29 protein-coding genes are annotated in these 25,038 nt (G+C 40.2%); 13 read left to right on the top strand and 16 right to left on the bottom strand.

Annotation, left to right across the window (positions count from 1 at the left end; translation table 11 throughout):
- The first annotated feature begins 235 nt into the window (after window positions 1–235).
- The 5 genes from MHI35_RS14460 (at window position 236) to MHI35_RS14480 (ending at window position 6,525) form a co-directional block, all read left to right on the top strand.
- The gene (locus tag MHI35_RS14460) at window positions 236–1,318 is read left to right on the top strand and encodes a BMP family lipoprotein (RefSeq protein ID WP_144531639.1); all 1,083 of its coding nucleotides are present in this window, start codon (window positions 236–238) and stop codon (window positions 1,316–1,318) included.
- Window positions 1,319–1,477: 159 nt separating this feature from the next.
- Window positions 1,478–3,013: an ABC transporter ATP-binding protein gene (locus MHI35_RS14465; RefSeq protein WP_144502869.1), complete on the top strand. Its 1,536-nt coding sequence runs from the start codon at window positions 1,478–1,480 to the stop codon at window positions 3,011–3,013.
- A complete protein-coding gene (locus MHI35_RS14470; protein ID WP_003212654.1) occupies window positions 3,006–4,052 on the top strand; it encodes an ABC transporter permease in 1,047 nt (348 codons plus the stop codon). The genes MHI35_RS14465 and MHI35_RS14470 overlap by 8 nt, the downstream gene beginning before the upstream one ends.
- Window positions 4,053–5,012, top strand: a complete 960-nt coding sequence (locus tag MHI35_RS14475) for an ABC transporter permease (protein WP_003213713.1) — start codon at window positions 4,053–4,055, stop codon at window positions 5,010–5,012. It begins immediately after the preceding gene.
- Window positions 5,013–5,187: 175 nt separating this feature from the next.
- Window positions 5,188–6,525, top strand: a complete 1,338-nt coding sequence (locus MHI35_RS14480; protein WP_003213451.1) for a 2-hydroxycarboxylate transporter family protein — start codon at window positions 5,188–5,190, stop codon at window positions 6,523–6,525.
- 74 nt (window positions 6,526–6,599) lie between these two features.
- Here the strand turns inward: MHI35_RS14480 and MHI35_RS14485 are convergent, their stop codons facing one another.
- The gene (locus tag MHI35_RS14485; protein WP_144522315.1) at window positions 6,600–6,809 is read right to left on the bottom strand and encodes a hypothetical protein; all 210 of its coding nucleotides are present in this window, start codon (window positions 6,807–6,809) and stop codon (window positions 6,600–6,602) included.
- Window positions 6,810–7,028: 219 nt separating this feature from the next.
- Between MHI35_RS14485 and MHI35_RS14490 the strand changes: the two genes are divergently transcribed.
- The 7 genes from MHI35_RS14490 to mnhG are packed head-to-tail and all read left to right on the top strand — an operon-like array spanning window position 7,029 to window position 12,799.
- Window positions 7,029–9,434, top strand: coding sequence for a Na+/H+ antiporter subunit A (locus MHI35_RS14490; protein ID WP_335349071.1), 2,406 nt, complete (start codon window positions 7,029–7,031; stop codon window positions 9,432–9,434).
- Window positions 9,431–9,862, top strand: a complete 432-nt coding sequence (locus MHI35_RS14495) for a Na(+)/H(+) antiporter subunit B (protein WP_044140818.1) — start codon at window positions 9,431–9,433, stop codon at window positions 9,860–9,862. Before MHI35_RS14490 ends, MHI35_RS14495 begins: the two co-directional genes overlap by 4 nt.
- Entirely contained in the window at window positions 9,862–10,203 is a 342-nt protein-coding gene (locus tag MHI35_RS14500) for a Na(+)/H(+) antiporter subunit C (RefSeq protein ID WP_003213576.1), read from the top strand. The genes MHI35_RS14495 and MHI35_RS14500 overlap by 1 nt, the downstream gene beginning before the upstream one ends.
- Window positions 10,196–11,674, top strand: coding sequence for a Na+/H+ antiporter subunit D (locus MHI35_RS14505; RefSeq protein ID WP_335349072.1), 1,479 nt, complete (start codon window positions 10,196–10,198; stop codon window positions 11,672–11,674). The genes MHI35_RS14500 and MHI35_RS14505 overlap by 8 nt, the downstream gene beginning before the upstream one ends.
- Before the next feature lie 6 nt (window positions 11,675–11,680).
- Window positions 11,681–12,160: a Na+/H+ antiporter subunit E gene (locus MHI35_RS14510; RefSeq protein ID WP_003213059.1), complete on the top strand. Its 480-nt coding sequence runs from the start codon at window positions 11,681–11,683 to the stop codon at window positions 12,158–12,160.
- Window positions 12,160–12,441, top strand: a complete 282-nt coding sequence (locus MHI35_RS14515) for a Na(+)/H(+) antiporter subunit F1 (protein WP_003213177.1) — start codon at window positions 12,160–12,162, stop codon at window positions 12,439–12,441. Before MHI35_RS14510 ends, MHI35_RS14515 begins: the two co-directional genes overlap by 1 nt.
- Entirely contained in the window at window positions 12,425–12,799 is a 375-nt protein-coding gene (gene mnhG / locus MHI35_RS14520) for a monovalent cation/H(+) antiporter subunit G (protein WP_003213369.1), read from the top strand. Before MHI35_RS14515 ends, mnhG begins: the two co-directional genes overlap by 17 nt.
- An 84-nt stretch (window positions 12,800–12,883) precedes the next feature.
- Here the strand turns inward: mnhG and MHI35_RS14525 are convergent, their stop codons facing one another.
- The 6 genes from MHI35_RS14525 to degQ form a co-directional block, all read right to left on the bottom strand.
- Window positions 12,884–13,273, bottom strand: coding sequence for a hotdog fold thioesterase (locus MHI35_RS14525; RefSeq protein WP_211064043.1), 390 nt, complete (start codon window positions 13,271–13,273; stop codon window positions 12,884–12,886).
- 23 nt (window positions 13,274–13,296) lie between these two features.
- Window positions 13,297–13,938: a response regulator transcription factor gene (locus MHI35_RS14530; protein ID WP_003213500.1), complete on the bottom strand. Its 642-nt coding sequence runs from the start codon at window positions 13,936–13,938 to the stop codon at window positions 13,297–13,299.
- A gap of 80 nt (window positions 13,939–14,018) precedes the next feature.
- Window positions 14,019–16,325 carry a sensor histidine kinase gene (locus tag MHI35_RS14535; RefSeq protein WP_211064042.1) on the bottom strand — a complete coding sequence of 769 codons (2,307 nt, stop codon included), beginning with the start codon at window positions 16,323–16,325 and terminating at the stop codon, window positions 14,019–14,021.
- A 13-nt stretch (window positions 16,326–16,338) separates the two neighbouring features.
- Entirely contained in the window at window positions 16,339–16,518 is a 180-nt protein-coding gene (gene comX / locus MHI35_RS14540; protein WP_313960228.1) for a competence pheromone ComX, read from the bottom strand.
- Entirely contained in the window at window positions 16,487–17,410 is a 924-nt protein-coding gene (locus tag MHI35_RS14545) for a polyprenyl synthetase family protein (protein WP_144522309.1), read from the bottom strand. The genes comX and MHI35_RS14545 overlap by 32 nt, the downstream gene beginning before the upstream one ends.
- A gap of 151 nt (window positions 17,411–17,561) precedes the next feature.
- Window positions 17,562–17,702 carry a degradation enzyme regulation protein DegQ gene (gene degQ / locus MHI35_RS14550; protein WP_003213123.1) on the bottom strand — a complete coding sequence of 47 codons (141 nt, stop codon included), beginning with the start codon at window positions 17,700–17,702 and terminating at the stop codon, window positions 17,562–17,564.
- 547 nt (window positions 17,703–18,249) lie between these two features.
- Here degQ and MHI35_RS14555 point away from each other — a divergent pair.
- A complete protein-coding gene (locus MHI35_RS14555) occupies window positions 18,250–18,561 on the top strand; it encodes an inner spore coat protein (RefSeq protein ID WP_213019770.1) in 312 nt (103 codons plus the stop codon).
- A 31-nt stretch (window positions 18,562–18,592) separates the two neighbouring features.
- Here the strand turns inward: MHI35_RS14555 and MHI35_RS14560 are convergent, their stop codons facing one another.
- From MHI35_RS14560 to MHI35_RS14600, 9 genes are all read right to left on the bottom strand, one after another.
- Complete coding sequence (locus MHI35_RS14560; protein WP_211064153.1) at window positions 18,593–19,819, bottom strand: EAL and HDOD domain-containing protein; 1,227 nt, start codon at window positions 19,817–19,819, stop codon at window positions 18,593–18,595.
- A gap of 139 nt (window positions 19,820–19,958) precedes the next feature.
- A complete protein-coding gene (locus MHI35_RS14565) occupies window positions 19,959–21,428 on the bottom strand; it encodes a nicotinate phosphoribosyltransferase (protein ID WP_003212630.1) in 1,470 nt (489 codons plus the stop codon).
- Window positions 21,429–21,445: 17 nt separating this feature from the next.
- Window positions 21,446–21,997, bottom strand: a complete 552-nt coding sequence (locus tag MHI35_RS14570; protein WP_012011112.1) for a cysteine hydrolase family protein — start codon at window positions 21,995–21,997, stop codon at window positions 21,446–21,448.
- A gap of 60 nt (window positions 21,998–22,057) precedes the next feature.
- Complete coding sequence (locus MHI35_RS14575) at window positions 22,058–22,465, bottom strand: YueI family protein (RefSeq protein ID WP_144522307.1); 408 nt, start codon at window positions 22,463–22,465, stop codon at window positions 22,058–22,060.
- Window positions 22,466–22,492: 27 nt separating this feature from the next.
- Window positions 22,493–22,741: a YueH family protein gene (locus MHI35_RS14580; RefSeq protein WP_335349073.1), complete on the bottom strand. Its 249-nt coding sequence runs from the start codon at window positions 22,739–22,741 to the stop codon at window positions 22,493–22,495.
- 96 nt (window positions 22,742–22,837) lie between these two features.
- Window positions 22,838–23,059, bottom strand: coding sequence for a spore germination protein (locus tag MHI35_RS14585; protein ID WP_144502876.1), 222 nt, complete (start codon window positions 23,057–23,059; stop codon window positions 22,838–22,840).
- Between the two features lie 98 nt (window positions 23,060–23,157).
- Entirely contained in the window at window positions 23,158–23,379 is a 222-nt protein-coding gene (locus tag MHI35_RS14590) for a spore germination protein (protein WP_144522305.1), read from the bottom strand.
- A gap of 71 nt (window positions 23,380–23,450) precedes the next feature.
- Window positions 23,451–24,554, bottom strand: a complete 1,104-nt coding sequence (locus MHI35_RS14595) for an AI-2E family transporter (RefSeq protein WP_144522304.1) — start codon at window positions 24,552–24,554, stop codon at window positions 23,451–23,453.
- 185 nt (window positions 24,555–24,739) lie between these two features.
- Window positions 24,740–24,976 carry a YuzF family protein gene (locus MHI35_RS14600; protein ID WP_003213721.1) on the bottom strand — a complete coding sequence of 79 codons (237 nt, stop codon included), beginning with the start codon at window positions 24,974–24,976 and terminating at the stop codon, window positions 24,740–24,742.
- Window positions 24,977–25,038: the final 62 nt, after the last annotated feature.

Below are 25,038 nucleotides of genomic sequence, written 5' to 3' on the forward strand. Positions count from 1 at the left end.
ACATTTTTTTAAAAATAAAACAAATTTCTATTTATTTATTCGATTGGAAATGATAAATTATGATTGATTAGTTCAACGAGATATAAGTCTGATGTCTTACATCTTCTCTCCTGCCATCCATAAGTTTCAGGAGAAAGCAGGATAAAATACCCTATTCAGACGGGTGAGAAGAGGTAGATCGGTCTTTTTTCGCGAGACTTTTCTGAAACTTTTAAATTTTATAGGGGGTTATGTTTTGAAGAAGCGCAAAATTGGACTAGCATTGTCCTTAGTCGTAGCAGCAGGAACCATCCTTGGAGCATGCGGCAACTCTGGCTCAAACAGCGGTGAAAGCAAAAAAGATAAAGATCAATTCACTGTTGCAATGGTAACTGATGTCGGTGGTGTCGATGACAAATCGTTTAACCAATCAGCTTGGGAAGGTTTACAAGCATTTGGAAAAGACAACAATCTTAAAAAAGGTAAAAACGGCTTTGATTACTTACAATCTAAATCAGACGCTGACTATACAACAAACTTAAACACTCTTGCTCGTGAGAAATTCGATCTGATTTACGGAATTGGTTTCTTAATGGAAGATGCTATATCTGAAATTGCGGATCAACGTAAGAAAAACCACTTTGCGATCGTTGATGCAGTCGTGAAAAAAGACAACGTAGCTAGCATTGTATTCAACGAAAACGAAGGATCATTCCTTGTAGGTGTTGCGGCTGCTCTTTCTACAAAATCAAACAAAATTGGTTTTGTTGGCGGTGTTGATTCTGAATTAGTCAGAAAATTCGAAGTCGGTTTCCGTGCAGGCGTTGAAGCAGCTAACCCGAAAGCAAAAGTTGAAGTGAAATATGCTGGTGCATTCGATAAAGCAGACATCGGGAAAGCAACAGCTGAAAGCATGTACAAATCTGGCGTCGACATCATCTATCACGCTGCTGGCGGCACTGGAACTGGTGTCTTCACAGAAGCGAAAAACCTGAAAAAAGCGGATCCTAACCGTAAAGTTTGGGTTATCGGTGTAGATAAAGACCAGTATGACGAAGGAAAAGTACCTGGAACAAAACAAAGTGTCACCCTTACTTCTATGGTGAAGAAAGTCGACACAGCGGTACAAGACTTAACAACGAAAGCAAAAGATGGTAAGTTCCCTGGCGGCGAAGTGATCACATACGGTCTGAAAGAAGGCGCTCTTGACATTTCTCCATCTCAAGACAACCTAAGTAAAGATGTATTAAAGAAAGTGGAAGAATGGAAACAAAAAATCATCAAGGGTGAAATTAAAATCCCTGCAACACGTGATGAACTAAAAGATTTTAAAGCTTAATTTGAGCATCGGGATAAGCGCGTCTTATCCCCTTGTTTCTCCTTTACCTCCTCTTTATTCGTAAAAGGTGGTAAAAGAAAAGCTGCAGCCTCGTTTTGCAGCTTTTCTTTTGCTAGTTTTTATCTTCATCAGCACCCTAAAAAAGGAGCGGTTAAACCTGTGGATTATGTCATTGAAATGTTGAATATACGCAAAGAATTCCCTGGCATTGTAGCAAACGACAACATTACGCTGCAGCTAAAAAAGGGCGAAATTCATGCGCTGCTTGGTGAGAACGGCGCTGGAAAATCAACGCTCATGAACGTGCTTTTCGGTCTTTACCAGCCTGAAAAAGGTGAAATCAAGGTTCATGGAAAACCTGTGACCATCTCTAGCCCGAATGATGCAAGTGATTTAGGTATCGGTATGGTGCATCAACACTTTATGCTTGTCGATACCTTCACCGTCGCTGAAAACATCATCTTAGGAAAAGAACCCAAGAAATTTGGAAAGATCGACAAAGAACAAGCCATACAGCAAGTACAAGAGCTTTCTGACCGCTATGGCTTAAAAATAGACCCTGCTGCAAAAGTATCTGACATCTCTGTTGGTATGCAGCAGCGTGCAGAAATTTTAAAAACACTTTATCGCGGCGCTGATATTTTGATCTTCGACGAACCAACAGCCGTCTTAACACCTCAAGAAATTAAAGAACTCATACAAATTATGAAAAACCTAATCAACGAAGGCAAATCCATTATTTTAATTACGCATAAACTGAAAGAAATTATGGATGCCTGTCACCGCGTCACCATTATTCGAAAAGGCCAAGGCATTCGTACACTTGATGTAGAAAGCACAAACAAAGATGAGCTTGCAAGCCTCATGGTCGGCCGTGAAGTTTCATTTAAGACAGACAAAAAAGAAGCCTCTCCTGCTGAGGAAGTACTTCACATTCAAGATCTTACGGTAAAAGACGCGCGAGGTATTGAAGCGGTGAAACATCTCAACCTCTCAGTAAAGGCTGGAGAAATCGTCGGTATTGCTGGAGTCGATGGCAATGGTCAATCTGAATTAATTGAAGCCATTACTGGTCTAAAAAAATCAGAGTCTGGCACGATCATGCTTAATGGGAAAGCCATTCAAAATCTTCCGCCTCGTAAGGTGACCGAATCTGGAATAGGACATATTCCTCAAGACCGTCATAAACACGGACTAGTGCTTGATTTTTCAATAGGAGAAAATATTTCCTTACAAACGTATTATCAGCGTCCATACTCAAAATTTGGCTTGATGAACATGAAAAATATTTACCAAAAGGCAAAACGAATCATTGCCGAGTATGACGTCAGAACACCGAGTGAATATACAGAGGCGCGCGCGCTATCAGGCGGGAATCAGCAAAAAGCCATTATTGGCCGTGAAGTTGACCGCAATCCTGATTTATTAATTGCTGCTCAGCCGACACGTGGACTTGATGTTGGTGCGATTGAATTTGTCCATAAGCGCCTCATTGAGCAAAGAGACACAGGCAAAGCCGTCCTGCTCATCTCATTTGAGCTTGATGAAATTATCAATGTCAGTGATAAAATTGCTGTTATTTTTGAAGGCAGCATTATTGCCATCGTTGATCCAAAAGAAACAACAGAGCAAGAGCTTGGTCTATTAATGGCTGGAAGTACGCAACAGGAAGTGGGGAAAGAAGCAAATGTCTAATCGCTTAACAAATCTGCTCATTCCGCTTATAGCCATCGTACTTGGTCTTTTTGTTGGGGCCATTATTATGCTGGCAAGCGGTTATAGTGTCATCGAAGGCTATGGCGCCCTTTGGAATGGCGTCTTCGGTGAAACCTATTATATGGGAGAAACCATCAGACAAGTGACACCTTACATTTTATCAGGACTTGCTGTTGCTTTTGCATTTCGGACAGGTCTCTTTAATATCGGTGTAGAAGGTCAAATGCTCATTGGCTGGGTAGCTGCTGTATGGATTGGTACAACTGTCCATGCACCTATGTACATCCATCTACCGCTTGCACTTATCACCGCAGCTGCTGCCGGTGCATTATGGGGCTTCATCCCTGGGTTTTTAAAGGCTCGTTTTTATGTTCATGAAGTGATTGTCACGATCATGATGAACTACATTGCCCTTCATGTGACAAACTATTTGATCTCAAACGTCTTAACGAATAATAAAGATAAAACAGAAAAAATCGATGCCACTGCCTCACTTCGCTCTGGTTTCTTTGAACAAATCACCGATTTCTCTCGGATGCATAATGGTATTTTTGTCGCCATTATCGCTGCGGTCGTGATGTGGGTCATTATTCAAAAAACCTCTAAAGGCTTTGAATTGCGGGCTGTTGGAATGAACCAGCAGGCATCCCATTATGCCGGTATGAACGTTCGCCGCAATATCATTTATGCGATGCTCATTTCAGGTGCTTTTGCAGGTCTTGCAGGCGCTATGGAAGGTCTTGGTACATTTGAATATGCTTCAATTAAAGGCTCGTTTACCGGTGTAGGATTTGATGGAATCGCTGTCGCTTTATTAGGTGGAAACACTGCTGTTGGTGTTGTTCTTGCGGCACTGCTGCTTGGTGGATTGAAAGTCGGTGCTTTAAATATGCCGCTTGAATCTGGCGTACCGACTGAGGTCGTTGATATTGTCATTGCGATCATTATTCTTTTCGTCGCCTCAAGCTATATTATCCGTCTTGTGATGAACCAAATGAAGAAAAAGGGGGGAAAATAAGTGGGATTTCTGCAAATTCTTGAAATCATCGTCCCGGCAACACTTGTCTATGCTGCACCACTTATTTTAACCGCTCTTGGAGGCGTCTTTTCAGAAAGATCAGGTGTTGTGAATATCGGTCTTGAAGGTTTGATGGTCGTCGGAGCATTTTCCAGTATTATCTTTAACTTGTTTTTTGCTGATACGTTTGGCGCCTTGACCCCGTGGCTTGGGCTCCTCGTCGGAATGGCAATTGGCGGATTGTTCTCTTTGATTCATGCAGTTGCGACCATTACATTCCGTGCAGATCAAACGGTCAGTGGTGTTGCGATTAACATGCTGGCACTTGGCGCTACGCTGTTTGTCGTAAAACTCATTTATGGGAAAGCTCAAACAGATAAAATTACAGAACCTTTCTATAAAGGTGATATTCCCCTTTTAAGTGACATTCCGATTATTGGTGATATCTTCTTTAAAGATGTTTATTATACGTCCATACTCGCTTTAGCGCTTGCGGTTGTTGCTTGGTTTGTTTTATTTAAAATGCCATTTGGTCTTCGTCTTCGTGCAGTTGGAGAACATCCAATGGCTGCTGATACAATGGGAATTAAAGTGTACCGGATGCGCTATATTGGCGTCTTTATTAGTGGACTGTTTGGTGGTCTTGGCGGAGCTGTTTATGCGTCAACCATCGCGCTTGATTTCTCACATGCTACCATTACTGGACAAGGCTTCATTGCACTAGCTGCTCTTGTGTTCGGTAAATGGCACCCATTCGGCGCAATGGGCGCTGCTTTATTCTTTGGATTTGCTCAAAGTTTAAGTATAATTGGCTCTCTCCTGCCGCTATTCCAAGATATACCTAACGTGTATATGCTCATTGCACCATATGTGCTGACCATTTTAGCACTTACTGGCTTCATCGGTCGGGCAGATGCACCGAAAGCACTTGGGACACCTTATTTAAAAGGAAAACGATAATTACGATGTATGATCAATCCCCTGAAGGATAAACTACCTTCAGGGGATTTTTGTATGATAAAAACATAAAAACTCCTGTTTATTTTACTTTTATTACACTTAATTTAGTTTAATAAATAGATGAGTGTCACAGAATCTTCTACAATTGAGACAAATAGCATTTGGGGGTGTTTATGTGGCTAATACACAACAATTGAAATCGATTACAGACGATTCTGACAATAATAAAAGCGTTTTCCGTAAGATCATGTCTTGGAAAATTGGTGTTATTGACTTACCTGTGTATTTAGTACTTGCAGCGATTATTTTAACTGCCGCTTATTTTAATAAAATTCCAGCAAATATGCTTGGTGGTTTCGCTGTTATTATGATTTTGGGGATTTTCCTTGGAGATATAGGACAACGTATTCCGATATTAAAAGATATTGGTGGACCGGCGATTCTTTCTTTATTCGTACCATCGTTCCTGGTCTTTTTTCATGTTCTGAATCCGAACTCGTTGGAAGCGGTTACGTCTCTTATGAAAACGTCCAACTTCCTTTACTTCTATATTTCTGCTCTTGTAGTAGGTAGTATTCTTGGGATGCAACGAACTGTTTTAGTACAAGGCCTTATTCGTATGTTTGTTCCTCTTGTTGCAGGTACAATTGCAGCTGTGACTGCCGGAATTCTTGTTGGTCTTTTAGTTGGTTACACACCGCATCATTCGTTCTTCTTTATTATTGTTCCGATTATTGCCGGTGGTGTAGGAGAAGGGATTTTGCCATTATCTATTGCTTATTCACAAATTCTTGGTGTATCAGCAGAGTCATTAATTTCTCAATTAATTCCTGCTGCCGTCATTGGGAACGTCATTGCCATTATCTGTGCTGGCGCAATGAAAAAGCTTGGTGAAAAACGTCCTGAACTAAACGGGAATGGTCGTCTTGTCAAATCTAAAGAAGCAAATGAAATTTTTGAACAGCCTGATATGGATCCAAAAGTTGATTTTGGGTTAATGGGTGCTGGTGTACTCGTTGCTTGTACAACGTTCATTTTTGGTGGTTTATTAGAAAGCTTTGTTCATATTCCAGGTCCAATCTTAATGATTGTCCTTGCCGCTTTAATCAAATACTTAAACGTGATGCCTCAACATTTGCAAGATGGCTCACAGCAGTTCTACAAGTTTGTATCAAGAAGCTTTACATGGCCACTTATGGTCGGTTTAGGGATTCTATACATTCCACTTGATGATGTAGCAACAGTGATTTCTATTCCATTCGTTTGTGTATGTATCGCTGTCGTTCTTGGAATGGTTGGTTCTGGTTACTTCGTTGGGAAATTGATGAACATGTACCCAGTAGAATCTGCGATTGTGACAGGCTGTCACAGTGGACTTGGCGGTACTGGTGACGTTGCGATCCTTTCAGCTTCTGGAAGAATGGGTCTCATGCCTTTCGCACAAGTATCTACACGTCTTGGCGGAGCAGCAACTGTAATCTGCGCAACAATCTTACTTAGAATGTTTACTTAAAACATTGAAACATTAAAAGCATGTGCCCTCTCATAGGCACATGCTTTTTTATATTTCTTTTATCCTATATGATTTTATTCATCAGCTAATACAATTCGTAAATATTCCCGAGGCTGAAAAGGATACAGCTTAGTTTCCTGATAGCTCATGTGGAAAAGGTGCTCAGAAAATAGCGGCCATTCACTGCTGTCCTGCCACCTTTTTTGATCATTTCGATCAATCAAGAATGCTCCTCCTAAAATCGTGCAGAATATGCTTAAGCTGATGGCGATCTTTCGTTTCATTTGATCAGCTCCTTTAAGAAAAGCATGTACGAAAAACAAAACAATATACAATGAGTTTCATTTTTGATAAAATTATTTTTGTGGTCAAAAGAACCCAAAACAAATACAGTTTGCTTGAAATCGTTTCAAACCAATGCACTATGGCTGTATTTAAGATATAATTTTAATTACCAGTTCTTTAGAACGTGAATTTATATTGATCAAAGGAGGTTCATTTTCTTGCAGCTTATTCACTTCGCCATCCTATCACCTTTTTTACTCGCCTTTGTTGTACCTTTCCTTTTTAAATATGTAAGGCGTATACATACAGGGTGGTTTGTTCTCATCTTGCCGATTCTTTTATTTACCTATTTCATTCAAATGTTACACATGACCTCGAATGGACGAACGCTTTTCTCACAAGCTGAATGGATTCCATCTTTAGGAATGAATTTAACTGTATATGTCGATGGCCTTAGCCTGTTATTTGCATTATTAATTACAGGTATTGGCGCACTTGTGGTCTTGTACAGTATTTTCTATTTATCAAAAGAAAAAGAACAGCTTGGCTCTTTCTATACGTATTTGTTAATGTTTATGACCGCTATGCTTGGTGTGGTTCTCTCTGACAACATGGTGGTTCTGTACTTGTTTTGGGAGCTAACGAGTATTTCTTCTTTCCTCTTAATTGGGTATTGGTATAAGCGGGAGCGCTCTAGATATGGTGCAACCAAATCACTGCTTATTACTGTTTTTGGCGGATTAGCTATGCTTGGTGGCTTCATCCTCATCTACCTGATAACTGATTCATTCAGTATTCGTGAAGCAGTCAATCAGCTTCAGCTCATTATGGCATCACCTTACTTTATCCCTGCCATGATCCTGATCTTACTAGGTGCCTTTACGAAATCAGCGCAATTCCCTTTCTATATATGGTTGCCTGATGCGATGGAAGCACCTACCCCTGTGAGCAGTTATCTGCATTCTGCTACGATGGTGAAAGCTGGTATTTATCTTGTTGCCCGCTTCAGTCCAATCTTTGCTATATCAGAGGTGTGGTTCTGGACCATTTCCATTGTCGGACTTATCACATTATTCTGGGGATCATTCCATGCCGTCCGGCAAAATGATTTGAAAGCCATTCTGGCCTACTCGACGGTTAGTCAGCTTGGCATGATTATGCTCATGCTTGGCGTCGGTGCAGCTGCGATTCATGAAAACAATCCTGCCTTTTTTGGCGCAGCCGTTCTTGCTGCTATTTTCCACCTCATTAACCATGCTACGTTTAAAGGTAGTCTCTTTATGGCAGCAGGTATTATCGATCACGAAACAGGTACTCGTGACATTCGGAAATTAGGTGGTTTAATGACCATCATGCCGATTACCTTTACGATTACGTTAATCGGTACATTTTCAATGGCTGGACTACCGCCCTTTAACGGCTTCTTAAGTAAAGAGCTGTTTTTCACAAGTATGCTACGTATTTCTGAGATCAATTTTACAGATATTTCAACATGGGGCGCTATTTTCCCAGCAATTGCTTGGCTCGCTAGTGTCTTTACGTTCATTTATAGTATGATGCTCCTCTTTAAAACATTTAGAGGTCGTCTGAATGTAGACCAATTGGAGAAAAAACCGCATGAAGCACCGATTGGCATGCTCATTCCGCCAATCATTCTCGCTGCACTTGTGGTCACTTTCTTCTTTTTCCCTAATATTCTTGCCTACTCGATCATTGAACCCGCGATTGCTGCGATCATTCCGGAAGCCATAGAAACAGGGAGCCGTTTTGCAGTGAAAATTGAAGCGTGGCACGGTTTCCAGCCAGAGCTCTATATGACGATAGGTGTTGTTGTACTTGGTACGATCGGCTACTTAACATTGGCGAAATGGCGTCCAATGTACAATATCTTTAAGGAAAAATGGTCATTTAACTCTTTATATGATCGATCTCTAATGGGTTTAGAAAAAGGTTCATACCGCCTAACAAACAGCTATATGACAGGTTTTCTCCGGGACTATCTTGTCTATGTGTTTGGGTTCATGATTATTGTACTTGGCAGCGTGATGTTCTATCAGCAAGCTTTCTCATTTGAAACAGAAAAAGCTGCGCCAATTGGCACATATGAAGCCATCCTTTCACTTGTGATGGTGGCAGCGACGGCAGCGACCGTATTCGCCCGCTCCCGCTTAACAGCCATTATTGCTCTAGGTGTCATGGGATACACGCTGTCATTATTCTTCGTGATTTTCAGAGCACCTGACCTTGCCCTGACACAGCTGATTATAGAAACGATTTCTGTCGCACTATTTTTACTTTGCTTCTATCATTTGCCGAAGCTGAGCTTGAAGCAAAAAACGAGAAAATTCAAATTAACCAATTTGATCATTTCAATAGGTGTTGGTCTCACTGTCACTTGTCTTGCTTTTGCTTCCACAAGTCAGCAGTCACTTGAGTCCATTTCAACTTACTTTATTGAAAATAGCTATAAACTTGCTGGCGGCGACAATATTGTCAATGTCATTCTTGTAGATTTCAGGGGCTTTGATACACTCTTTGAAATTACCGTACTTGCCATTGCGGCACTCGGTATTTATGGATTATTAAAGGCACAAGGAAAACGGAAGAGAGGCGTGCGGCGATGAGGAAGATTGATACGAATGATATGCTCTTACAAGTCACAACAAAAATCACAGCATTCATCATCCTGCTTTTTTCCCTTCACTTATTTCTTGCGGGACATAACAATCCTGGCGGAGGGTTCATTGGCGGCCTGATGAGTGCTGGGGCTGTCGTTCTTCTGCTTTTAGCCTATGATCTGAAAACAGTGAGACGTATTCTGCCCTTTAACTTTATTTATGTTGCAGCGACCGGGCTGCTTGTCGCGATCCTGACGGGTATGGGATCATTTCTATTCGGTGCACCTTTTCTATCCCATACATTTGATTATTTTCAATTGCCGTTTTTAGGGAAAACAGAACTGGCGACAGCCGTACTGTTTGATATCGGTGTCTATTTGGTTGTTGTCGGTGTCACCATGACCATTATTCAAACGATTGGAGAGAAGGAATAATGGAATTTCTAATGTCTATTATCGTCGGTATAATTTTTATGGCGGCGACCTATTTAATGCTTTCAAAAAGCCTTCTTCGGGTCATCGTCGGTACTGCTGTTTTGAGTCACGGCGTCCATTTGCTTCTTTTAACAATGGGCGGCTTAAAAAAAGGAGCTCCACCTATTTTAAAAGAGGGGCTCACATCCTATGTAGATCCATTACCACAAGCATTAATTTTAACAGCCATTGTCATTGCTTTTGGTGTGACATCCTTTTTACTTGTCATGGCCTTCCGTGCCTTCCAAGAGCTGCGAACAGATGACATGGATCAAATGAGAGGAAATGATCAGCATGAATAATCTCGTGATCCTGCCAATTTTAATTCCATTATTAGCTGCTACACTATTGATCTTTATGAACAAGAACATCATGCTGTCGAGAGGCTTTAGTGTGTTTGCTTCACTCTTAGCCATTGTCTGTAATGTGTATTTAGTCCAAACCATCTTCTCTAATGGGATTCAAACCCTCTATTTAGGAGGCTGGAAAGCACCATTTGGGATTGCCCTTGTGGCCGATCAGTTTGCTGCGCTCCTTGTACTGACCGCTTCCGTCATTGGGCTAGTGACAGTTCTATTCTCTTTTCAAACAATTGGAAAGGAAAAGGAGCGTTTGTTCTATTACTCTGGCGTGCAATTTTTGTTAGCTGGCGTAAGTGGTGCCTTCTTAACAGGCGATATTTTCAACCTGTTTGTATTCTTTGAATTGCTGCTGATGGCATCATACATGCTCATTGTACTGGGCGGATCAAAACCGCAGCTTCGAGAATCACTCAAATATATTGTGTTTAATATCATCTCGTCAGCTTTATTTATTGTCGGTGTCGCTTGCTTATACGCAGTCACGGGCACTTTGAATATGGCTGATTTAAGCGTGAAAATAGCTGAATCAGGGCAAACAGGATTAATCACTGTCATTTCGGTTCTGTTCCTCATTGTATTTGGCTTAAAAGCTGGGATCTTCCCGCTTTATTTCTGGCTACCAGGGTCATACCATGCACCACCAGCTGCTATCTCTGCACTATTTGGGGCACTACTGACAAAGGTTGGCTTATATGCGATTGCCAGAGTCTTTACGTTAATTTTTATACATGATACTGGTTTTACACATACACTCATGGCTTGGTTTGCCGCACTAACGGTGATATTCGGTGTGATTGGCTCTATTGCCTATTCTGATGTGCAAAAGATCGTCATCTATAATATTGTCACAGCCGTTGGGGTCATTTTGTTTGGGATTGCAGCCAATACACCCGCCTCACTCCAAGGGGCCATTTATTATCTCATTCATGACATGGTGATCAAAGGCGCTTTATTTATGCTGGCAGGTGCACTCTTTGTGTATGCTGGCACCAATCACTTGAAAAAGATGGGTGGACTGATTCTATCTCAGCCTTTACTAGGATGGATGTTTTTCATCTCGGCTTTATCCCTAGCAGGAATTCCGCCTCTGAGTGGGTTTGTTGGGAAACTAAAGATTGTAGAAGGCGGCTTTTCTGCTGGATACATGACCTTTTCTATTCTTGTCTTACTGTCCAGCCTGCTTGTCCTTTATTCGATTATGAGAATCTTCATACTCGCCTTTTGGGGCGAGGAACAAGATATGCGAAGAAGGAAACCGTCGATTAAAGGGATGGTGTACCCTGGCGTACTGCTTGTGATCTTGTCACTCGCCATTGGGTTAGGGACAGAGTTCATTGCCCCTTATATCAATCAAGCAGCGGAAATGCTCTCAACACCAGAAAAATATATTCAAGCTGTGCTGAAGGAGTAGATGAACATGGCCTTTCAAATATTACTAAACGCTCTCCTCGCCTTTACATGGATGTTTATGAATGATACATACAGAGCCGCAGACTTTGTATCTGGCTTTGTACTAGGAATGGTCGCCATTTTTATGCTACGGCGGTTTTTCCCGCAGCGATTTTACGGCTATGCCCTGTTTGCGATTTTCAAGCTCGTCATGATATTTATTCGAGAACTGCTTCTTGCCAATTTAAGTGTATTAAAGACCGTATTATCTCCAAAGCTCACCATTAAGCCCGGTATTTTCGCCTTTCGTACAGACTTGAAAACGGATTGGGAAATTACCATACTGGCTAATATGATTACATTGACACCAGGTACACTCGTCATTGATATTTCTGATGATCGTTCAATTTTATACATTCATGCGATGGATATTGAAGATGCAGAAAAAGCCATTCACGATATCCGGGTGTCATTTGAAAAAGCGATTCAGGAGGTGAGTGGTAAGTAATGGAGCTCATATTACAAATTTCACTTGGCATTCTTGCGCTGTCTACCTTTCTTTTTGTGATACGGGTTATCAAAGGTCCCTCTATTCCTGATCGTGTTAGTGCGCTCGATGCGATAGGAATCAATTTAATTGGGATGACAGCTATCGTTTCTATTTTGCTGAAAACGACAACGTTCTTTGAAATTATTTTACTGCTCGGTATCCTTGCCTTTATCGGCACTGTCGCTTTTTCCAAATTCCTTGAGAAAGGGGAAGTGATTGAAAATGATCGTCATCGCTAAAGCTATAGTCATTTTCTTCATTCTGCTTGGCGCCATCCTTTGTCTTATTTCAGCCATTGGTGTTCTTCGCCTGCCGGATGTTTATACACGGATGCATGCTGCATCCAAAGCATCAACACTTGGTGTTGTTCTCATATTAGTTGGGGTGTTCTTTCACGAATGGTTTCTTGCAGGCATTATTTCTGCGAAGATCCTACTTGGGATTGTCTTTATCTTTTTAACAGCTCCAGTCGGCGCACACTTGATCGGAAGAGCCGCCTACAATACTGGGGTCAAGATGGACAAACGAAGTGTACAGGATGATTATGGCGGTTTTCGTAACTTCGTGATTAAACGAAAAGAAGACTCATACTTATAAAATAAAAGAAGCTCCTCACATGCGAGGAGCTTCTTTTATAGATCAATCCAACCTAAAAAAAGCTTCCGCTGCACCGGGAGCTTTTTATATGCGATCAATGACAGCAAGTGTGCATCTTGACGTACAGATATGCCGGTCTCGATCATCTTTTATATCAATTTGAAATACCATTGTCCGGCGTCCTACATGTACAGGAACAGCCGTCGCTGTCACTACTCCACCACGTACAGATTTTAAGTGATTGGCATTGATTTCAATCCCTGTACAAACTTGCTGAGTTAAGTCTAAATGAGCCGCAGCCCCCATGCTTGCCACTGTTTCTGCCAGAGCAGCAGAAGCTCCTCCGTGCAGCAGTCCAAATGGCTGTTTTGTTCTGTGATCGACTGGCATTGTCGCTACGCATCTAGACTCATTACACTCTACAATCTCAATTCCCAGTGACTCAAGCAGTGTATTTGATCCACTCACTTCCATCAGGGTTCTCTCCCTTCACACGTTTACAGCACACTTTCAGATTTTGCAATTAACACCGCTTCGGTTCGAGAGCCAACATTCAGCTTATTAAAAATGGACGTCAAGCTGTATTCAATCGAGCGTTTGCTCAAATGCAGCACGTCGGCAATCTCTTGGTTTGTGTATCCTTTTTCCACTTCTCTCAGGATCAGACACTCTCGCTCTGTTAACAGCTCGTGATCGGTCTCCTGCGCCTGTTCTGGCTTTTCTTGCTGCTGTGAAATTAATTTCTTTAAATAGGATAGCTGAATGACAACTTCTCCTTGCAATGTGCGGTGTATGTATTCAATAATTTTGTCTTTTGTCTCTGTTTTACTAATTGCACCGTGCAATCCAGCCCGAATGGCTTCTTCAAAATAATCATCAACTTCATACCCTGTATAAATGATGATTTTCACTTGTTGGTTGGTTTCTAGAATTTGTTTCGCAATGTCCATTCCATTGATATCCCCGAGATTTAAATCCATCAAAATCACATCATAGATGGAAAAGTCATGCGTCTTTAAAAAGGCGGCTTCTGCATCAGGACTTAAACAATCGACTGATAGCTGCTGATCTGATTCTAAAATGCTTTTTGTCCCTTCCATGACAGCCGGATGATCATCAATGACCAATATCTTCTTCATGTCTTCCTCCCTTTAAATCACTCACTTCCATTTTATATAAAAGACTTGGCAGATGCCAAGTCTTATTCCTTAATAAATCGTTACAATTCCATTTCAATTTTCACCTTTAGCCCTTTTTCAGGTGCTGTATGAATGTGCAGCTTCCCATTTAACGCCTTGACTCGTTCTCTGATTCCAGAGAGACCCATGCTCATGGTGTGCTGATCAAGGTGGCTTGCCTCAAAACCAACTCCATCATCCTCGTAGTGAAGAACAACCTGATCTTTAATACAAATCAGCATTACGAGCACTTGGCTGGCTTGAGAATGTTTCAAGGCATTGGATAACAGCTCCTGAACAATCCGGTAAATATTAAGCTGGGAGTCAATATCAATGTCCAGCTCCCTATCAAAGCGTGTCGTATTCAGCCGAATATGAAACGGTGCTTCCTCCTGAATTTGAGAAGTCAGCTTCGATATCGCCTTCACTAAACCTAAATCGTACAGCAGCTGCGGCCGAAGTTCATGACATGTTTCTCTCGTCGTTTGAATCACCTTAGACATTTGTTCATTCCATGAGATAAGCGATTGTTCAATAGAGGTTGGGCATTGATCGTTTTGGAAATTCGTTAAAAACATCTCTGACTGCCTTTTCAGCGATATCAAATCCTGCAGCACGGAATCATGTAAATCCCTCGCTAAATCGGAGCGCTGTTTTTCTTCCATCGCAAACATCACTTTTTTCAGCCAAGCAGGGTTCGCTTCACGCTGCTTCAAATCTTCAAGATGCTCCATCAATTCTTCAATCTTGACGACATTTTCTAAACTGACACTTGTGTAAAATGCCAATGTTTTGAGCCATGAGATTTCATCGCGGGTCAGCTTAGGTGTCCGTAAATTAGATAAACAGCAAATCACAAAAGAGTGACCGCCCCGCTCACCAATTTTCATCATAAACCCTTTATCAAGCGCGATGATTTTACCAACTTCACCTAAAATATCTTGAAATTGATCCACATAATCTTTCCATAGCTGGCTTTCTTCTATTGATTCATCAATTTCAACAATTTGTCCATCTGCCTTCACTTCAAGCACAAAGGCTTTGTTCACAACAAGTACTTCTAAGATGGTGTATTTTAAATGATACAATACTTGATGAAGTGATGACGCCTCACGAATGAGCTGTGTAAATTTAAATACACTATCCTGATAATTATGCTTCTCTGAAAAACGCTTCAAACGAAAGCGGAAATCGATAATTTCTTTAAAGTAGAAAACGGTGAGCATAAGAATGTACGTGATGATTGTAAATTTCACTGTATAGAAATTTGCATTCGGTTTTTGAAGAAAATCAAAAACAACAACCACTAGTATTGTTGGTGTAATCGCTAAAAAACCGTAGTATTTAATCCTCCCCATAAAGAAATCAACATTATACAGCTTATTTGACATAAATTGATACACTAGGAAAAAAGGAATTAAAAGAACAAACGATGCAACAACATAAGGTGAAATAAAATATATACCAAAAAAATAAGGAATGATAAAAAATAGCATGAATGGACTGAATGATGAGATTAAAATGAGTGCAAATGCTCGAAGTACATTGCTGACTTCATTGTCTTTCAATTTTTTAGCAGCCCTTATAGTGATAATAATCGAAAGGAAAGCCAGAACAAAAAATGAAAGTAAATTGACATATGCTAATAGATCTACTGGTCCTGCTTTATTTTTATAGAATAAAACTAATAAAACGTTAGTAACTGGAACTAGATACAAATAAAAAAGAACTCGACGACGAATAATTTCTGTTCCTAATTCTTTTAAATATTGATACATAAAGTGCATATATAGTGGAGGTACAATATTCATTGTAACGATTACAAGAATACGACTGATAGCCTCTCCTTTTCCAGAACCACCAGAACTTACATAACCTATAGACACCGCCAAAAGAAATAAAGCTAAAATATAAGCTGACTCTTTTTGGTTTGCTTTATTCATTTTTAAAATCATAAATATACAAAATAGACAGATGGAATAAAGAATGACTGGTATTAGATAAATAAACAGATTCGCTTGACTCAATAACCTTACATTCTCTAAATCAATTTTATCACCATGTCTATCAACGACTAAACTTTTAACATTAGCTAAAAAACCTCTTTTAACTTCTTCAACTGGTTTTTCATTCCCATTTACTTCAAGTATGATATCGCCTTTCCTAACTCCAGCTAGATAGCTATCTGTAAAATTATCGACATCCACTACCTCAAGTTGACCATGACTATTTTCTTTAACAGCTGCTCCAACAAAAATATTAAATACGTTGATATAAGAGATGTAAATCACATAGATGAAGCTAAGGATTACTAATATAACTGTTAACTTAGAATATAACTTTCTCATAATATTTATCTACTCAAGCAGTTGACCATATGATTGCTTTAATAACGTCTTCTTTCTGGAATCCGTCAACAATTATACTTGCAGTTTCTTGATCAACGTGAAGCAATGATGCGTTCCCATTAACGATTTGATTTAATGTTGAAGGATTCTCCACTAAATAACTAACCAATTCCTGAATTTTCATCTTCTCCATCTCCAATTAAAAAGAGTATCAGTTTTTTCTTTTTTGAAGCCTCTAAATGTAGTTTCTTGAACGCTTCTTTACACTTATTTCTGAGAAGGTTTCTCATAATAAATACATATTGTTGAGCACCAGATTTCTTTAATTTATCCTTTAATTCTTCAGAGCCGACGCTCTTATCCTTTGATTGAAAATAACTGAGCAAGTCTGAACTGGATCGGTTAAATTCATTTTTTAAATAGACAAGCGGTAATGTTTGCATTCTTTTAAAATCAATATTTTCTTTATTAAAAAGACCTAAATAGTCATTTTCAAGCTGCTCCGCCATTCCAAGATAATACGCATATTCTTCTACATTCTTTTCAAAAGAACCTGTTGCCAAGATAACCCCTAACACACAAGGTAACACAAATAGTGATCCTGCCTTTAACTTCATGATATTTAAACAATCCTGCTCATTCTCCGGCTCCAGTGTCATATCCAAATGCTGCCCTTGCATTGACTGAATAGAATAGGTGTATACACTGTTTAAAAGCTCCGTTGCATGATCAAGCTTTGAAAAGACTTCAAAGCTCAATGCAAAAAGAACATTTGCCGCATTCATCGCAATTCCGCTCTGACACTTCATCCAAGGATACGAATCTTTGTCTTGATCTTCAATATCATCTAATATATCGGCTGATAAGATGAGAAGTTCAATCCCTGCTGCCAATTGTGTAATCGCTTGCTTGTCTTTTCCGCCAAATGCCTCATAATGCTTGTAAGCCAATTGCCCAAAGGGAAATTCATTCTTTATATCTGTAAATTCTAGAAGCAGTTGTTGTAAATCTTTCTGCCTGACTGCATGTTGAATAAAATCAGACATATTCTGCTTGATTTTTGTATTCTCTAGATAGTTTAGCATACTCGGTCTTGTCCCTCACCCTTCCGCCTTTTATTTTACTAAAAAGACTTGAGCAAATGTCCACTGACATCACTATTTAACAATTATATAATAATATATCCTTTTTTTGTATGTATTTGGATAAAAAAAAGACTTGATGATGATCAAGTCTTTAAGAAATTTTCACATATTCATATTTGTCGTATTGATCAATGCTTTTGTTAATGTTATGAAGAGAAGCCGTTGTTTCTCTAATTTCGTTTTCAAGTTTCCATAATAATTGTTTAAGTTCTTCGATTTCATACTTTTCCATCGATTCCACTCTCCTTTTTTGGAAGATCAATGTATTTGTGTATGGTGATTGGGTCATAAGTATTTGATCTGTTAATAACAGTGTAAATGTAATTGAGTATTTTTTCACCGAAAAGTATGCACAAAATGTGTGCGTGATACCGCAAAATTCAATAGGTCTTTTTTCATCATTTTCTGACTTTTCAAATCATACTTTTATCTTAATTTCAAAGGAACTGCGTCATTTTTGCGACAAGAATAGGCACCATTCGTCACACTTCTCTCACAACAGAACATACGATCCCTCCTGTAACCTCGGTTTTGAGTCTTATAGGTCAGACGACAGACCCCATTGTGGACACCGCAATTTTTTGACGACATTCACCGAAATTGACCGCAAAAGTACCTATTTTTATGTTGGATTTATACAGATAGAAAGATCATTTTGATTCTTTATTCTGATTTTCTACATACATTTAGAACAGATATCCGTCCAATTTCATGTCAATGAGAGAAGAGGTGACCATGTGTTTTACTTTGTTCCTTATCCTGCTTTGAAGGGTCCCGCAATGAGACGTGCATATCCACGCACGCCTATGACTTTTCCTCCAGTAGATGTCCACTCGTTTCAACGAGCCGCAAAGGAATCAGCTCGACTTGTTGCTGATGCTTCACTTATCACACAGCAGATTTCCAGCTCGCTTTCGTTTGCACAGCGGATGATGGAGGCTGCTGAGCGCTCTGATTCGACAAGTGTCATCCGGATGCTGAAACAAATCGGTGTAAAAAGTGGTATCGATATCCGCTTTAGTCCAGAAGGCATTCGTATCTACTTGTCTCTCGCCTCTAGCAGGCTTTTTCTCCTTTTACAATGGGCATAACAAAAAAAGCCGCTCTCAGCGTGGGCGGCTTTTACGATTCAAACATTTTATGACACCATTCAATAGCTTCTATATAACATCCGTAGGCTTCTTGCTTCGGGAGACTCCCATCTAACATCTCATGATCCCATTCATTTCGTTCAATCCGTTTGGCGACATCTAGCACAAATGAATAATCATTTTCATAGCCAAGCAGTGCCTCGCCCACTTCATCAGAAAGCGGCAGCTCTTTCACAAGTTCTGTGATATCTGCCCTGACAAGTGTATCGATGAGAGAAAACATACCTGTCAGCATATAAGAGGCTGGGTGCTCTCGTTCGGTACGACTCGCAATCAGTTCACATGTTTTCGCCCGAATGAAGGACATTTTAATAATTTCTTTTTGACTTGAATTGGCTTGAACATTCAATTCTTTAAATGAAAGAATAAAGATCCAACGCCTAATTTCATTAAAACCAAGCAGAATAATCGCCTGCCGGATACTTTTGATTTGATAAAGGCGTCTCATGCCGCCTGAATTAAGCATTTTTAATAATTGGTATGATAGCGAAAGGTCACTTTCAATAAAATGGGTCACGACCTGGATATTCGGTTGGTCCTTGCTTAGCTCATTTAATAACTGGTGATACGCATGGAAGCTGGTCGATAATGCTCGTCCTGATATCACATGCGGCTCACTAAAGAAATACCCTTGAAACAAATGGAAGCCGGCTTCTAGCGCTTCTTCATATTCTCTTCGCGTTTCCACCTTTTCTGCAAGGAAACGAAGTCGATATTTTTTATAGGTATGCAGAATTTTTCTACGTTCTTCCGATGTGGTTTTTAGAAAGTCGATTTTTAAAATATCAATGCAATAGAGGAGTTCCTCAAGCAACTTGTCACTGAAATGTGATCCGCTTAGAAAAAAGTCATCAAGTGCAATCGTATATCCCCATTTTTTTAATTCCTTACATCTCATAATAAGTGCTGGGGTAATCGGGACATTTTCTAATATCTCGATCACAAGCTGATGCGGATCAAAATAGGTGAGCAGATCAGACGAAAGTAAGCTTTCGGTGAAATTAATGTAGCATCTTTTGCCTTCTGTCAATGTTTCGATGCCGATATTTAAAAAACTGTTAATAATGAGGTCCGTTGTCGCTTGGTCACCATCTTCAGCGCTGTATGTATTGGTTTCACTATCTCTATAAAGCAGCTCATATGATACGACTTGTTCTTTTCTGTTAAAAATAGGCTGTCTCGCAACAAACACCCTCAACTGCTCCAATCCTCCTTTATGCCATGACAAACAAGATGTGCTTTCAGTATACCAAATGATTGTGCTAATGGTTCATTTTGAATCGGTCAAAAAATAAAAAAAGAGATCACCTGACTTGATGATCTCCTTTCTTCCAACGTTAGCTTTCATAAAGCTCTAGTTTAATTTTATTTTTCACGTCATGGATAAACTGCATCTTGTTATCCCAGCATTTTTGACTCAAATCGACTGGATATTCTTCTGGTTTGCTGATTCGTTTATATTCCTCCCAGAAAAGTCCGAGGCTATCCTGCACATAGGCTTGAATCGTTTGAATATCCGGATTGTCATATACAAGTTTTCCTTGTTCGAAAATCGGGACATGTAGATCCTTCGCCACAAAGTTTGTGACAAATTTGCTGATAAATGTATGCACAGGGTGGAACATTTTTAGCTTATCCTCACTATGAACATCTTCCTCTTCGAGCGCAATGTAATCACCCTCTGAGTGATGATTCAATTGATTGATAATGCGGTACACACGTTTACGTCCTGGTGTTGTCACTTTCTCTGGGTTGGATGAAATTTTAATGGTGTCATTCATCTTACCATTTTCTTCAATTGACACAAGCTTATACACTGCACCAAGTGCTGGCTGATCAAATGCTGTGATCAGTTTTGTCCCAACACCCCACACATCAATTTTGGCACCCTGTGCTTTTAAATTCATGATGGTATGTTCATCGAGATCACTTGATGCAATGATTTTTGCGTCATGGAATCCGGCTTCATCAAGCATCGTTCTAGCTTTTTTAGACAAGTAGGCAAGGTCACCACTATCAAGTCTGACACCAATAAAGTTGATCTTGTCTCCGAATTCTTTCGCTACCTTAATGGCATTTGGAATACCGGATCTCACGGTATCATACGTATCGACTAAAAAAACACAGTCTGTATGGGTTTCAGCGTATTTTTTAAATGCCGTATATTCATCACGGTATGCTTGTACAAGTGCGTGAGCATGTGTTCCTGACACTGGGATGTTGAAGCGCTTCCCAGCACGAACATTACTTGTCGCCTGAAAGCCGCCGATGAGTGCCGCTCTTGCTCCCCACATTGCAGCATCCATTTCATGTGCACGCCTTGTTCCAAATTCTAGTGCTGTCTCGTCTTCAATGATTCCTTTAATCCGAGCTGCCTTTGTTGCAATCAGCGTTTGGAAGTTCACAATATTCAGCAAGGCGGTTTCGATTAGCTGCGCTTCAACAAGCGTTGCCTCAATGCGCATAATTGGCTCATTTGCAAAAACAATTTCGCCTTCTCGCATCGAATGAAGGGAGCCTGTAAAGGATAACCCGCTTAAATAATCTATGAAATCGCTTTTATAACCAAGTTCGTCTTTTAAATACGCTAGATCACTTTCGGTGAAGGAGAAATCCGATAAATATTCAATCGCTTTCTCTAAACCAGCAAATACAGCGAAGCCATTGTCAAATGGAAGCTTTCTGAAGAAGAGTTCAAACACTGCCTTCTTCTCATGAATGCCGTCTCTCCAATACGTTTCTGCCATGTTAATTTGATAAAGGTCTGTATGTAGTGATAAACTGTCGTCAATAAACCGATGCTCCAACTTCCATTCTCCTTCCCTTACTTAACCACTTTCGCACCAAGCGACTGCTCAAAGTGAGAAAGTGCCCACTCGTGCCCCGCTTCATTAAAACTTGCTACAGCATTCTCGTGAATCACAAGTTCAAAGCCTTTATTGTACGCATCAACAGCTGTATGAAGTACACAGATATCGGTACATACGCCGGCTAAATGAAGTTCAGTGATGCCACGCTCGCGCAGTTTCATTTCTAATTGAGTGCCTGCAAAAGCAGAGTATCTTGTTTTTTCCATATAGTAGACATGTTTTAAATGCTTTGACGTGTGAAATAGTGAACTTAGTTTGCCATAAAGTTCAATTCCCTTTGTCCCGCGAATATTATGGGGCGGAAATAACTTTGTCTCTGGATGATAAGGGTCTTGCTCCTCATGATGATCGACTGCAAAGACGACAAAGTGCCCTTCATCAATAAACGAAGAAGTGATCTCTGTGATCTTAGGCTCAATCGCCTGACCAGGCTTTCCGCATGTTAGTTTTCCATCGTCTGCAACAAAATCAACGGTATAATCAATACAAATCAATGCTTTGCCCATCCGCATCTCTCCCATGTGCTCTTTTGACTCATTATAGCTTATTCATTTCACTAGGGAAACCTATTCAACAGATTCTTGAGAAAAAGCCTTTTGAAACAGCTCATCTTCTATATAGATGTGCTCTTGATTGACCGCATTCGGCAGCTCTATCACAAGACCAAAAGGAGAATGTGCCTCATGATGATTCACCACTTTAAAGGAACATCCCGCAGCATTAGCCATTTTCACATATTGAGAATAAGAAGCATAGGACAACTCACCATTTAAAAGAACAGTGGCCTGACGGTTGGCCTTTAATACTTGTTCGACCTCTTGATACGGTATATTTCGTGATACCTGTCCCTTTGTCAGGGCAAGAAGCGCTCGTTCTCTTAATGAACCGAGAAACATTCTTCGTTCATCGGGTTTTGTTTCAGCATGTCCAAATATCCCTTGCTGCAAATAAAAGTCTACGGATTCTTCTTTCATCGCTGTTTTCACTCCTGGTTTTTATATTTACATTTCTGTGACCCAGTGCACAATCTTTAGTGCAAGTTCACGGGCTTCGTCTGTTTCTGCTCTTTCCATTAAGGATTGCTCGAGCGTATGGATCAGCTGCTCTTTTTCGTCCTCGTACGCAATAGAGATACTCCATTCAATATCAGGTACGGCAACAAGCGTTTGATATTCTTTTTTATTTTCATGTAAATATACATTGTAGGTCTTTGGTTGTCCGCTTGTGATGTGTGCTTTTCTAATTTTCATTTGACTCTGTTCACACCTCTTTTTCCTTCTTACTTCCATATCCATTGTACCATAAAAAAAGACAGCTTCTGAAAAGGAATTCCCTTTCAAAGCTGGCTACGCATTGAAGCTCTTTTGCTGACTAATAAGATTAGAATCCCAAACAAATGTGACGTTTGGACTGTTAAAAAATCGGACGAGGTCCCCTGCATTATAGGTACCTGAACCACCGGCGGAGTGATCAACACTTTTTGGTGAAATGGCAAAAACATCACCGAAATGTGCCGCCCCATTTCCGTACACACGATCTATATGAATAGGTCCAACAATCGCTGGCATTGCTCCACCACCTTTTCTATCTACATCATATGCCCAGCTCAACAATACGTGTATCACAAATAAAAAAGACAGCTGATATGTCATCACCAGCTGTCTTTCTATGCATTAAATGATTGAGGCTGGCCAAACAATGTGAAGTCCCAAAGCATCGTCGCATTTGGATCACTTGTAACAGACATATAATCACCTGAATTAAAGGCTCCAGCCCCGCCAGTCGAGTGGTCTACAGCTAAAGGGGCAATGGCCAGTACATCACCGAAAGTAGCTGCACCATTTCCTCCTACTGACTCGATATGAATAGGTCCAACGATGGCAGGCATCAGAATCTCCCCCTATCTGCTTATATCAATCATCTTATGCAGGAAGGGGAAAGATGTGCATTTGCCCTGCCTTAAACGTTTAAATGCTGTTCTTTACGAGACCGCTGACGCAGCTGAACCAATCTGACAATATTCAGGGTGATGGCTTTGAGCAGTGCATAGACAGGAACCGCAAAGATCATGCCAAGGATACCGCCAAAGCTTCCTGCCCCAATTAATAACAGGATGATGGTCAAAGGATGTGTGTTCAAGCGTTTCCCAATGATCAATGGAGAAATGACATTTCCGTCAATTTGCTGCACGACAAGAATCACAATCACTGTCACCACTGCTTTTCCAGGCGAATCAAGAAAGGCAATCAGCACAGCTGGTGCCGCGCCAAGATATGGTCCAAGGTATGGAATCACGTTTGTGACCGCAATGATGATACCGAGAATAAGCGCATATTTCACACCTATTAATAAGTATCCAATAAAACAAGCGACTCCGACAAACAAACAGACAATAATCTGACCCTGTATGTAAGCTGCGAGCGTGTCGTTTAATTCTTTGAAGATCTTCAGCCCTTCCTTGCGGTAAGGCATTGGTAAGAACTGAACGAGCTTGTCCGGAAACTTATGCCCGTCTTTCAGCATATAAAATAAAATAAATGGAACTGTGATGACCGCTAAAGCAATATTTGCAATTACGCCAAACACTGCAGACATGCTTGAAGCAATGTTTTCTGGCAAAGCTTTTAATGTCGAAACGACCGTCTGTTCAAACTTTGAGACAGACACATAATCTTGGCTCATCATCCAAGTAAATGTTTTAGAATGCGAAAAATCATTGATAAATTTTTGCATGTCCGTCACATAACCAGGGAAGCTTTTAACAAGTCCACCAACCTGCGAGATAATCACCGGTCCAGCAGCATTGACGATAAACGTGATGAGTCCAATGAACAGAAGATAAATGATCAGGATAGCGAGAGTTCTAGGCATTTTCTTGGACAAAAATTGAACAATTGGATTAAAGATGAAAAAGAGAATACCCGCCAGCAAGATGGGGACAAACAGAGTTGATGCAAATAATATAATCGGCTGAAATAAAAACGAAACCTTTGTTGATACATACACAATGAGTAAAACAAGTAATATTTGGAATGTCCAAAAATGAACTTTAGATTTTAACAAAGATGCTCCTCCTGTTACGTATTGATCTTATTAAAAAACTACTATTCAACCCACCTTCTGTCAACTGCTTCTTGTTTTTAGAACCTCATTTTTTGAAAAAAAAAGAACAATTGGTATATCATGCACTTTTTCTAGATATACATTCTATAAGCATGAAAAAAAGCAGACACCTATGCGTCTGCTTGTTACACTCTTTCACTGTGATCAGGCATCACCGACACGATTTGCTGGATCCGCACATAAAAAACTGATTTTGCCCCCGCTTCTATGACAATATGATCCGGCATGACTTCCTTCAATTTCCCACGGACCGTATCTTTCACTGTTTGCACAATTAATCTCATACCGACCACTTTCTGCAATGTTTGATAAACATATGGATCAACTAATGAAACAAGCTGCGGACTTCCTTGTTGTGCCATACTACCCGCCCCTTTACTTGTGTATTTACCCACAGCGTATGCATGAACCCATGTGAATGTCA

Source organism: Bacillus sp. FSL K6-3459 (genome assembly GCF_038003305.1).
In the GTDB taxonomy this organism is placed as follows: Bacteria; Bacillota; Bacilli; order Bacillales; family Bacillaceae; genus Bacillus; species Bacillus pumilus_O.